The 10,142-nt window shown below is 70.3% G+C and carries 11 protein-coding genes; all 11 read left to right on the plus strand.

Annotation, left to right across the window (positions count from 1 at the left end):
- Positions 1-7 precede the first annotated feature (7 nt).
- The 11 genes from LXT12_RS03895 to LXT12_RS03945 all read left to right on the plus strand — a co-directional run bounded on the left by LXT12_RS03895 (position 8) and on the right by LXT12_RS03945 (position 9,975).
- Positions 8-2,044, plus strand: coding sequence for a ribonuclease catalytic domain-containing protein (locus LXT12_RS03895; protein WP_233389631.1), 2,037 nt, complete (start codon positions 8-10; stop codon positions 2,042-2,044).
- A gap of 1 nt (position 2,045) precedes the next feature.
- Positions 2,046-2,897, plus strand: coding sequence for an energy transducer TonB (locus tag LXT12_RS03900; RefSeq protein WP_233389632.1), 852 nt, complete (start codon positions 2,046-2,048; stop codon positions 2,895-2,897).
- The gene (gene aroE / locus LXT12_RS03905) at positions 2,894-3,721 is read left to right on the plus strand and encodes a shikimate dehydrogenase (RefSeq protein WP_233389634.1); all 828 of its coding nucleotides are present in this window, start codon (positions 2,894-2,896) and stop codon (positions 3,719-3,721) included. Before LXT12_RS03900 ends, aroE begins: the two co-directional genes overlap by 4 nt.
- Positions 3,721-4,434, plus strand: coding sequence for a monofunctional biosynthetic peptidoglycan transglycosylase (mtgA, locus tag LXT12_RS03910; protein WP_233389636.1), 714 nt, complete (start codon positions 3,721-3,723; stop codon positions 4,432-4,434). The genes aroE and mtgA overlap by 1 nt, the downstream gene beginning before the upstream one ends.
- Positions 4,435-4,441: 7 nt before the next feature.
- The gene (locus tag LXT12_RS03915) at positions 4,442-5,029 is read left to right on the plus strand and encodes a hypothetical protein (RefSeq protein WP_233389639.1); all 588 of its coding nucleotides are present in this window, start codon (positions 4,442-4,444) and stop codon (positions 5,027-5,029) included.
- Positions 5,026-5,547, plus strand: coding sequence for a TlpA disulfide reductase family protein (locus LXT12_RS03920; protein ID WP_233389640.1), 522 nt, complete (start codon positions 5,026-5,028; stop codon positions 5,545-5,547). The genes LXT12_RS03915 and LXT12_RS03920 overlap by 4 nt, the downstream gene beginning before the upstream one ends.
- 127 nt (positions 5,548-5,674) lie before the next feature.
- Complete coding sequence (aroQ, locus tag LXT12_RS03925) at positions 5,675-6,124, plus strand: type II 3-dehydroquinate dehydratase (RefSeq protein ID WP_233389642.1); 450 nt, start codon at positions 5,675-5,677, stop codon at positions 6,122-6,124.
- A 49-nt stretch (positions 6,125-6,173) separates the two neighbouring features.
- Entirely contained in the window at positions 6,174-6,641 is a 468-nt protein-coding gene (accB, locus tag LXT12_RS03930; protein ID WP_233389644.1) for an acetyl-CoA carboxylase biotin carboxyl carrier protein, read from the plus strand.
- Between the two features lie 21 nt (positions 6,642-6,662).
- Entirely contained in the window at positions 6,663-8,012 is a 1,350-nt protein-coding gene (accC, locus tag LXT12_RS03935) for an acetyl-CoA carboxylase biotin carboxylase subunit (RefSeq protein ID WP_233389705.1), read from the plus strand.
- A 92-nt stretch (positions 8,013-8,104) separates the two neighbouring features.
- Positions 8,105-9,001, plus strand: coding sequence for a 50S ribosomal protein L11 methyltransferase (prmA, locus tag LXT12_RS03940; RefSeq protein WP_233389646.1), 897 nt, complete (start codon positions 8,105-8,107; stop codon positions 8,999-9,001).
- Positions 8,998-9,975, plus strand: a complete 978-nt coding sequence (locus LXT12_RS03945; RefSeq protein WP_233389647.1) for a zinc-ribbon and DUF3426 domain-containing protein — start codon at positions 8,998-9,000, stop codon at positions 9,973-9,975. Before prmA ends, LXT12_RS03945 begins: the two co-directional genes overlap by 4 nt.
- The last annotated feature ends 167 nt before the right edge of the window (positions 9,976-10,142 follow it).

Here is a 10,142-nt window from a genome sequence, read left to right on the forward strand (position 1 = left end):
CCGCCCTATGTTTGCGCTGTTTGACGACGCCGGGAAATTCCTCGCCGGCCGGGTGATGAGCGAGGCCGACGCCTCGATGCAGGTGGAACTCGACTCCGGCAAGCGGGTCAAGGTCAAGGCTGCCAATGTGCTGCTGAAGTTCGAGCAGCCGGCGCCGGCCGTGCTGCTGGCCGAGGCGCGCGCCCTGGCCGACGAGATCGACCTCGACCTGGCCTGGGAGTTCGCGCCCGAGGGCGAGTTCGGCTTCGCCGACCTGGCGCGTGACTACTTCGACGCCAAGGCGGGCGTCGTCCAGCAGGCGGCGGCGCTGCTGCGCCTCTTCGACGCGCCGCACTACTTCCGGCGGGCCGGCAAGGGCCAGTTCAGGAAGGCGCCCGAGGAAACCGTCAAGGCCGCCCTGCTCGGCATCGAGCGCAAGCGCCAGCAGCAACTGCAGATCGAGGCCTGGGCCGAGGAACTGATGCAGGGCCGCTGCCCGCAACCCGTGCAGGACCAGATCTACAAGATCCTCTTCAAGCCCGACAAGAACGGCCCCGAGTACAAGGCCGTCGTCGAGGCGAGCAAGCGCAGCCAGCGCGCGCCGCTGGACCTGCTGCAGGCCGCGGGCGCCATCACCAGCGCCTACCAGTTCCACTGGAAGCGCTTCCTGTTCGAGAACTTCCCCAAGGGCACGGGCTTCCCGCAGCTGACGGCACCCGAGATCAAGGACGAGCTGCCGCTGGCCGGCGTGCGCGCCTTCTCCATCGACGACTCCCAGACGACGGAGATCGACGACGCACTGTCCGTTCAGGGCCTGGGCACGGGCACGGTGGTCTTCGGCGTGCACATCGCCGCGCCGGGCCTGGCCGTGACGCCGGACTCGGCCGTGGACAAGGTGGCGCGCGAGCGCCTGTCCACGGTCTACATGCCGGGCTGGAAGATCACCATGCTGCCCGACGAGGTGGTGCAGGCCTACACGCTGATCGAGGGCCGCGACTGCCCGGCCGTGTCCATCTACTTCACGATGGACGAGGCCAGCTTCGAGGTCAAGGCGCGTGAGACCCGGCTGGAGCGCGTGCCCATCGCGGCCAACCTGCGCCACGACAAGCTCGACGGCATCGTCACCGACGCGACGCTGGCGGGCGAGGCCGAGGCCCACTACGCCTTCGCGCCCGAGCTGGCCTTCGCCTGGCGCCTGGCCCGCCACCTCAAGGCGCAGCGCGAGGTCGTGCGCGGCAAGCCCGAGACCTTCAACCGGCCGGACTACAACTTCCGGCTGGCCGGCGAGCGCATGGAGCCGCCCAACGGTTCGGAGTCGGTCGAGATCACGGTGCGCGCCCGCGGCAGCGCCCTGGACCTGATCGTGGCCGAGGCCATGATCCTGGCCAACTCCGCCTGGGGCGGCTGGCTGGCCGAGCTGGGCCTGCCCGGCATCTACCGCAGCCAGGCCAGCCTGGCGCCGGGCATCAAGGTGCGCATGGGCGTCAAGGCCCTGCCGCATGCCGGCATGGGCGTGCCGCAGTACACCTGGGCCACCTCGCCGCTGCGGCGTTATGTGGACCTGGTCAACCAGTGGCAGATCATCGCCTGCGCCCGCCACGGCCGCACGGCGGCGCTGGCCGCGCCCTTCAAGCCCAAGGACGCCCAGCTCTTCTCCATCATCTCGGCCTTCGAGTCGGCCTACGCCGCCTACAACGGCTTCCAGAACGCCATCGAGCGCTTCTGGACGCTGCGCTGGCTGGAGCAGAACGGCACGACCGAGCTGACCGCCACCGTCATGAAGGAAGGCCTGGTGCGCGCCGACGAGCTGCCGCTGGTGTTCAAGGCCCTGGGCTGCGAGAGCCTGCCGCGCGGCAGCCAGGTGAAGGTCCGCATCACGGGGCTGGACGAGATGACGCTGGACGTGCACGCCAGCCTGGTCGAGCGCCTGGACGGCGCGGCCCAGGCCGAGGCGGATGCGGAATGCGACGACGAGGAACTGGAAGCGGCGGCGGCACCGATCGCCCTGGCCATCGACGTGAACGACAGCGCCAGCGAGGCCGAGCCGGCCACCGTCCAAAACTGAAATGCGCCGCCCGAGCACCCTGCAACTCGCGCTCGCGTTCTCGCTCGGCGTGCATGCGGCCCTGCTCAGCCTGCGCATCGCCGCACCCGAGGCCTTCAACCGCATCTTCCAGGACACGCCGCTGGAGGTGGTGCTGGTCAACACCCGCTCCAACGAGGCCCCCGCCAAGGCGGCGGCGCTGGCCCAGGCCAATCTCGCCGGCGGCGGCAACCTCGAGACCGGCCGCGCCACCTCGCCCCTGCCGCCGGCACGGCGCAGCGAGGCGGGCGACGCCGCCGAAGTGCAGCATTCGCAGATCGCCCAGCTGCAGGAACAGCAGCAGCAACTGCTGACCCAGGTGAGGCGCGAACTCGCCCTGCTGCCACCGCCCGACCCGCGCCGCGAGAAGACCGACCCCAACGAGCGCGCCCAGGCCGAGAAGCGCCGCCAGCTCGTCGACCTGCTCGCCGAGATCGAGAAGCGCGTCAACGAGGAAAGCGCGCGCCCGCGCAAGCGCTACATCAGCCCTGCGACGCGCGAGGTCGTCTATGCCCAGTACTACGATGGCCTGCGCCGGCGCATCGAGGAGCGCGGCACGCGCGACTTTCCGGAGTACCGCGGCAAGAAGCTCTACGGCGAGCTGACCATGAACATCCACATCGACCACAAGGGCCGCGTCATCGAGACGGAGATCGTGGCGCCCAGCGGCAATGCGACGCTGGACCGCCGCGCCGTCGCCATCGTGCAGGCGGCCTCGCCCTTCGGCAACTTCAGCGCGGAGATGCTGCGCGGCGCCGAGGTGCTGGTCGTCACGTCCCGCTTCCGCTTCACGCGCGACGAGGGCCTGGAGACGACTTTGACGGGACAGCCATGACAGATCGTTATGCCGTGGTGGGCAATCCGGTGGAGCACAGCCGCTCGCCCGCCATCCACGCCATGTTCGCCGAGCAGACGCAGCAGGACCTGGCCTACGAGCGCCTGCTGGCGCCGCTGGACGGATTCGAGGCCGCGCTGCGCGCCTTTGCCGCCGCCGGCGCCAAGGGCTGCAACATCACCGTGCCCTTCAAGTTCGAGGCCTTCAGGCTGGCGACCGAGCACACCGAGCGCGCCGCCCGGGCCTGCGCCGTCAACACGCTGCGCTTCGACGAGGGCGGCTGGGTGGGCGACAACACCGACGGCGCCGGCCTCGTCAACGACATCCAGCGCAACGCCCGCCGCCCGCTCGAAGGCCGGCAGGTGCTGCTCGTCGGCGCGGGCGGCGCGGCGGCCGGCGTGCTCGGCAGCCTCATCGCCGCGAGGCCCGCGATCGTCACGGTCGTGAACCGCAGCCTGGACAAGGCCCAGGCCCTGGTGGCCAGCCATGCCGACCTGGGCGTGCCACTGCGGGCCGCCACGCTGGCCGAGGCGCCGGCGGCCCAGGACGTGGTCGTGAACGCCACCAGCAGCAGCCTGGCCGGCGCCGCCTCGCCGGTGGACGCCCGCGTGCTCAAGCCCGGCACGCTGGCCCTGGACATGATGTACGGCCCCAAGGCCCAGGGATTCCTCGACTGGGCCGCCGCCCATGGCGCGGAGCCGCGCGACGGCCTGGGCATGCTGGTGGAGCAGGCGGCCGAGGCCTTCTTCTTCTGGCGCGGCCTGCGGCCCGACACGGTGCCGGTGCTCAAGGCGCTGAGGTCCGGACTGGAGGGCTCGTCGTGATGCGCCATGCCGCTCGCCTGCTCGGCGTGCTGGCGCTGGCGCTGCTGTGCCTGCAGCTGTGGTTCGCCGGCCGCATCCTGCTGATGCGCTGGGTCGCGCCGCAGTCCACCAGCTTCCAGCGCAGCGAGGCCCTGCGCCTGCTGACCGAAAAGCACCAGTTGGCGTGGGCGCAGCAGTGGGTCGACGATGCCCAGCTGCCCGCCACGCTCAAGCGTGCCGTCATCTCGAGCGAGGACGACGGCTTCGCCCAGCATGGCGGCGTCGACTGGGACGCCCTCAAGGGCGCCTGGAAGAAGAACGAGAAGGCCCAGGCGCGTGCCGAGGCCCGGGGCCGCACGACCGCCAAGGTGATCGGCGGGTCGACGATCACCCAGCAACTGGCCAAGAACCTCTTTCTCTCCGGTGAACGCACCCTGCTGCGCAAGGGCCAGGAGCTGGTCATCACGCTGATGCTCGAAGGCCTGCTCGACAAGCGCCGCATCCTGGAGATCTATCTCAACAGCGTCGAGTGGGGCGAAGGCCTGTTCGGCGCCCAGGCGGCGGCGCGCCACTACTTCCACATGGATGCCGCGCGCCTGGGGCCTTTCGAGGCCGCGCGCCTGGCGGTGATGCTGCCGGCGCCCAAGCGCTTCGAGCGCCAGCCCGGATCACCCTACGTCCTCGGCCGGGCCGGGATCATCACCGGCCGCATGGGCGGCGCCCAGATTCCATGAGCCGCCCATGAGCGACACCGAAGAAATCGCCGCCGCCGCCGCGCGCCTCATCGTCGAGGAGGGCATGGACTGGGGCCCCGCCAAGCAGCGCGCGGCCCGCGACCTGGGCCTGCCGCGTTCGGCCGGCCTGCCGGGCAACGACGAGGTCGAGGAGGCCGTGCGCGAGCACATCGCCATCTTCCACGCCGACACCCAGCCGGCGGAGCTGCGCGCGCTGCGCGAGCTGGCCGCGCAGTGGATGCGCCGGCTGGCCGAGTTCCGCCCCCACCTGACCGGGGCCGTCTGGCGAGGCACGGCCACCCGCCTGTCCAACGTCCACCTCCAGCTCTACTGCGACGACGGCAAGGCGGCCGAGATCGAGCTGCTCAACCGCGGGCTGAGCTTCGACGTGGCCGAGACCAGCGGCCCCCGCGGCCGGGCTGCCGACATGCTGGTGCTGGACGTGCCCTGCCCGGCGCTGCAGGAGCGGGTGACGCTGTGCCTGACCGTCCTGGACTTCGACGACCTGCGGGGCGCCCTCAAGCCCGACGCCCGGGGCCTGACCGAACGCGGCGACCTCGCCGCGCTGCAGAAACTGCTGGACACCTCCGAATGAAGCCCCTGACCCGCCGTCTCATCCTGGCCGGCGCCGGCGCCGGTGCCGCGGCCCTGGGCGCCGCCGTCGCCTGGCGAAAGGCCACGCCGCCGCCGGCCTCGGGCGCCGCCCAGGCCTTCTGGCAGCGCCGCTTCCCCGGGCTGGATGGCGCCGAGTTGGACGTCGCCCGCTGGCGCGGCCGGCCGCTGCTGGTCAACTTCTGGGCCACCTGGTGCGCGCCCTGCGTCAAGGAGCTTCCCGAGATCAATCAGTTCTACAACGAGGCCAAGGGCCAGGGCTGGCAGGTACTGGGACTGGCGGTCGACCAGGTCGAGCCGGTCAAGGCCTTCCTCCAGAAGACCCCGCTGGACTTCGCCGTGGCCCTGGCCGGCCCCCAGGGGCTCGGGCTGGTGCGCGAGCTGGGCAACGCAGCCGGCGGCCTGCCCTTCTCGGTCGTCTTCGACGAAACCGGCGAGATCCGCTGGCGCCGCCTGGGGGTCAGCCGGCTCGAAGAGCTGCGGGCGCTGGCGAAAAGCTGAGCCGAGGGCGGCTGACCTGAGAATTTCCCCAAGTAGCGGGAAATCGGCGCCAAAACGCGTAAAGTTCGCCCTTCCTCAATTTAGTGGTGGCTCTCTAGACCTCCGGGAACGGCAGGCCGCCACGTGTTTGATGCAAGTTCTCGTCCTGCATGGCCCCAACCTCAACCTGCTCGGCACCCGCGAGCCCGAGGTCTACGGCGCGCAGACCCTGGCAGAGATCGACGCCGAACTCGGCGCGATCGCCGCTGATGCGGGCGCCAAGCTGCTGACCTTCCAGAGCAACCACGAAGGCGCTCTCGTCGACCGCATCCAGGCGGCCAGGACCGACGGCACGGGCTTCATCGTCATCAACCCGGCCGCCTACACCCACACCAGCGTCGCCGTCCGCGACGCGCTGGCCGGGGTCGCCCTGCCCTTCATCGAAGTCCACCTGTCCAACATCCACCGCCGCGAGCCCTTCCGCCACCACAGCTATCTGAGCGACCTGGCGGTCGGCGTCATCTGCGGACTCGGCGCCAACGGCTACCGCCTGGCCCTGCATCACGCTCTCCAATCGTTGGGAGCCGCCCGCGCCTGATTGGCGGGGCCTCCTTTTGCCTACAACTACATCCCCGTCCGGAGCCAAGATGGACCTGCGCAAGCTCAAAACCCTGATCGACCTGGTCTCGGAATCGAATATTTCCGAGCTGGAAATCACCGAGGCCGACGGCAAGGTCCGCATCGTCAAGTCCGACCCGGCCGCCGCGGTGGCCATGCAGCCGGTCTACGCAGCCGCACCGGCGGCGCCCGTCGTCGCGACCGCGCCGGCCGTCGCCGCGGCCGCTGCCCCGGCCGCGCCGGCCGCCGCGCCCGCGGAGACCGGCCACGTCGTCAAGTCGCCCATGGTCGGCACCTTCTATCGCGCCTCCAGCCCGAACGCCAAGCCCTTCGCCGAGGTCGGCCAGACCGTCAAGGAAGGCGAGGCCATCTGCATCATCGAGGCGATGAAGATCATGAACGAGATCGAGGCCGACAAGAGCGGCACCATCACCAAGATCCTGGCCGAGAACGGCCAGGCCGTCGAATTCGGCCAGCCGCTGTTCGTCATCGAGTGAGGCGACTCGAGCCGAGTGACCATGTTTAAAAAGATACTTATTGCGAACCGAGGGGAGATCGCCCTTCGCATCCAGCGGGCCTGCCGCGAGCTGGGCATCAAGTCGGTCGTCGTCTATTCCGAGGCCGACCGCGACGCCAAGTACGTGCGCCTGGCCGACGAGGCCGTCTGCATCGGCCCGGCGCCCTCGGCCCAGAGCTACCTCAGCATGCCGGCCATCATCGCCACCGCCGAGGTGACGGATGCCGAGGCCATCCACCCCGGCTACGGCTTCCTCAGCGAGAACGCCGACTTCGCCGAGCGCGTGGAGCGCAGCGGCTTCACCTTCATCGGCCCGACGCCGGAGTCCATCCGCCTGATGGGCGACAAGGTCTCGGCCAAGCAGGCCATGATCCGTGCCGGCGTGCCCTGCGTGCCCGGCTCCGAGGGTGCCCTGCCGGACGATCCCAAGGAGATCATCCGCATCGCCCGCTCCATCGGCTACCCCGTCATCATCAAGGCGGCGGGCGGCGGCGGTGGGCGCGGCATGCGCGTGGTGCACACCGAGGCCGCCCTCGTGCATGCCGTGCAGACGACGCGGGCCGAAGCGGGCGCCGCCTTCGGCAACCCCGAGGTCTACATGGAGAAGTTCCTGGAGAACCCGCGCCATGTGGAGATCCAGATCCTGGCCGACACCTTCAAGAACGCCGTCTGGCTGGGCGAACGCGACTGTTCCATGCAGCGCCGCCACCAGAAGATCATCGAGGAGGCGCCCGCCCCCGGCATCCCGCGCCGCATCATCGAGAAGGTCGGCGACCGCTGCGCCGCAGCCTGCAAGAAGATGGGCTACCGCGGCGCCGGCACCTTCGAGTTCCTGTACGAGAACGGCGAGTTCTACTTCATCGAGATGAACACGCGCGTGCAGGTCGAGCATCCGGTGACGGAGATGGTGACCGGCATCGACATCGTGCAGCAGCAGATCAGGATCGCCGCCGGCGAGAAGCTGCCCTTCACCCAGCGCCAGATCGAGCTCAAGGGCCATGCCATCGAGTGCCGCATCAATGCGGAGGACCCGGTCAAGTTCACGCCCTCGCCGGGCCGCATCACGATGTGGCACGCCCCCGGCGGCCCCGGCGTGCGCGTGGACTCCCACGCCTACACGAACTACTTCGTGCCGCCCAACTACGACTCCATGATCGGCAAGATCATCGTCCACGGCGATACCCGCGAGCAGGCCCTGGCCCGCATGCGCATCGCGCTGAGCGAGACCGTGGTCGAAGGCATCCAGACCAACATCCCGCTGCACCGCGAGTTGATGGCGGACGCCAAGTTCATCGAAGGCGGCACCTCCATCCACTACCTCGAAGGCTGGATGGCCGCGCATAAACGTTGACCACCCCTACCGGCTCGCGCCGGCCCCTCAAGGGGCGCTGCTAGCGGCCTGGCAAAGCCAGTTCCGCAGCAGCTGCTGGGACAATACAGGGTATGAGCCACCTTTTTGAACTTGCGCTGGTCTGCCGCGAGGCCGACGTCGAGACCGTCAGCGACGCCCTGATGGAGATCGACGCCCTGGCCGTGTCGGTCGAGGACGCCGATGCCGACACCGAGGCCGAGCGCGCCCTGTTCGGCGAGCCCGGCATGCCGGCTCCCAAGCCAGGCTGGGAACGCTCAGTCGTGAAGGCCCTGTTCCCGAGCGAACCGGAGGCCACCGAAGCGGCGACGCTGATCCTGGCCCAGGACTGGGCCGCAGACGTGCACGTGCAGGCCATCCAGGCCGTACCCGAGCAGGACTGGGTGCGCTTGACGCAGAGCCAGTTCGCGCCCGTCGAGATCACGCCGGAGTTCTGGATCGTGCCGAGCTGGCACGAGGCACCGCCGCAGGCGCAACGCGTCATGCGCCTGGACCCGGGCCTCGCCTTCGGCACCGGCACGCACCCGACGACGCGCATGTGCCTGCGTTGGATCGCCGGCCAGCACCAGGCCTGGCCCCGCGTGCTGGACTACGGCTGCGGCTCCGGCATCCTCGCCATCGGCGCCGCCCTGCATGGGGCGCGGAGCATCGACGCGGTGGACATCGACCCCGCAGCCATCACCTCGTCGCGCGACAACGCGGCGGCCAACGGCGTGAGCCTCAACACCGGCCTGCCGGATCTGGCCCAGGGCGAATATCCGCTGGTGATCGCCAACATCCTGGCCACGCCGCTGAAGCTGCTCGCGCCGCTGCTGTGCGCCCACGTCGCGCCTGGCGGCCATCTCATCCTGGCCGGCATCCTGTCGCGGCAGGCCGACGAACTCAAGGCCGCCTACGCGCCCTGGCTGGCGCTCGAGGTCAGCGACGAAGAGGACGGCTGGATCCTCATGACGGCCCAACGCCCGGCATGAGCCTCGCCACGCGCTGCACCGCCTGCGGCACGATCTTCCGGATCGTCGAGGACCAGCTGCGAGTGTCCGACGGCTGGGTGCGCTGCGGCCGTTGCGCCGAAATCTTCGATGCGAGGGAACTGCTCTTCGACATCGAGCGCGATGCACCGCCACCATGGCCGGCCGCCTTCACGCCACCGGCCGCGGTGGAGCCCCCTCCGCCACCGCCGCCACCACCGCCGCCCCCTCCTCCACCGCCGCCGCCGGTGTTCGAGCCGACGTGGATGCCCCCACCGGAACCCGAGACCGAGCCGCAGGCCGACGCGCTGCCGACCGGATGGCCCGGCACGGAACTCGCGCGGCAGGAGCCGCGCTGGGTCGACGAAGCGCGCGCCGAACCGCTCCGTCAGCAGGAACCGCCCGCACCCGATCTGCCCGCCGCGGGCTTTGCCGCTGAACCGGCCATGCCCGGCCCCGACGTGGTGGTGCCCGACTTCATGCGGCGCGCCGAAAGCTCGGCGCGCTGGAAGCGGCCGGGCGTGCGCGTCGCGCTCGGCGTGGTCTCGGCCCTGCTGCTCCTGCTGCTGGCCCTGCAGGTGACGCTGCACTTCCGCGACGCCCTCGCGGCCCAGCATCCGCCGCTGCGCTCGGCGCTGCAGTCACTGTGCAGCGCCGTGGGCTGCGAGATCAGGCCGTGGCGGCGCATCGAGGCGTTGAGCATCGAGTCCACTTCGCTCAGTCCGGTCGGCAGCAGCGGCTACAAGCTCAACCTCTCGTTGCGCAACAAGACCAGCGTCGACGTCGCGGCCCCGTCGGTGGAACTCAGCCTGACGGACGCCAGCGGGGCGCCCTTCTCGCGCCGCGTGATCGCGCCCGAGGTCCTGAGCCCGGCCCTGAAGCAGGTCAATGCGGACACCGAGCAGGCCCTGAGCTTCAGCTTCACGACGGGCGGCCAGCGCGTCAGCGGCTACAGCGTCAACATCTTCTATCCCTGAGCGCGGTCGCGGCCCGGCCGCCGGGCGAGGCACAAATCGGCATAGGGGACCTCCATCTCAGGAGGCGCCCCTGCCACACCACCTGGCATGCGGGTCCGCACCAGGCGGTTCGAGCGCTTGAGGTCAGGAGAGTCGGGGCAGGCCCAGTCGGTCGAACCAAGCAACAG

Source organism: Pelomonas caseinilytica (assembly GCF_021353235.1).
GTDB lineage: Bacteria > Pseudomonadota > Gammaproteobacteria > Burkholderiales > Burkholderiaceae_C > Pelomonas > Pelomonas caseinilytica.

Bases quoted from the DNA above. Each gene is read 5' to 3' on its own strand.
- mtgA (WP_233389636.1), top strand. From the start codon at position 3,721: ATGCGCCATGCCGCTCGCCTGCTCGGCGTGCTGGCGCTGGCGCTGCTG.
- LXT12_RS03895 (WP_233389631.1), top strand. From the start codon at position 8: ATGTTTGCGCTGTTTGACGACGCCGGGAAATTCCTCGCCGGCCGGGTG.
- LXT12_RS03900 (WP_233389632.1), top strand. From the start codon at position 2,046: ATGCGCCGCCCGAGCACCCTGCAACTCGCGCTCGCGTTCTCGCTCGGC.
- LXT12_RS03945 (WP_233389647.1), top strand. From the start codon at position 8,998: ATGAGCCTCGCCACGCGCTGCACCGCCTGCGGCACGATCTTCCGGATC.
- prmA (WP_233389646.1), top strand. From the start codon at position 8,105: ATGAGCCACCTTTTTGAACTTGCGCTGGTCTGCCGCGAGGCCGACGTC.
- accC (WP_233389705.1), top strand. From the start codon at position 6,663: ATGTTTAAAAAGATACTTATTGCGAACCGAGGGGAGATCGCCCTTCGC.
- accB (WP_233389644.1), top strand. From the start codon at position 6,174: ATGGACCTGCGCAAGCTCAAAACCCTGATCGACCTGGTCTCGGAATCG.
- aroE (WP_233389634.1), top strand. From the start codon at position 2,894: ATGACAGATCGTTATGCCGTGGTGGGCAATCCGGTGGAGCACAGCCGC.
- LXT12_RS03915 (WP_233389639.1), top strand. From the start codon at position 4,442: ATGAGCGACACCGAAGAAATCGCCGCCGCCGCCGCGCGCCTCATCGTC.
- LXT12_RS03920 (WP_233389640.1), top strand. From the start codon at position 5,026: ATGAAGCCCCTGACCCGCCGTCTCATCCTGGCCGGCGCCGGCGCCGGT.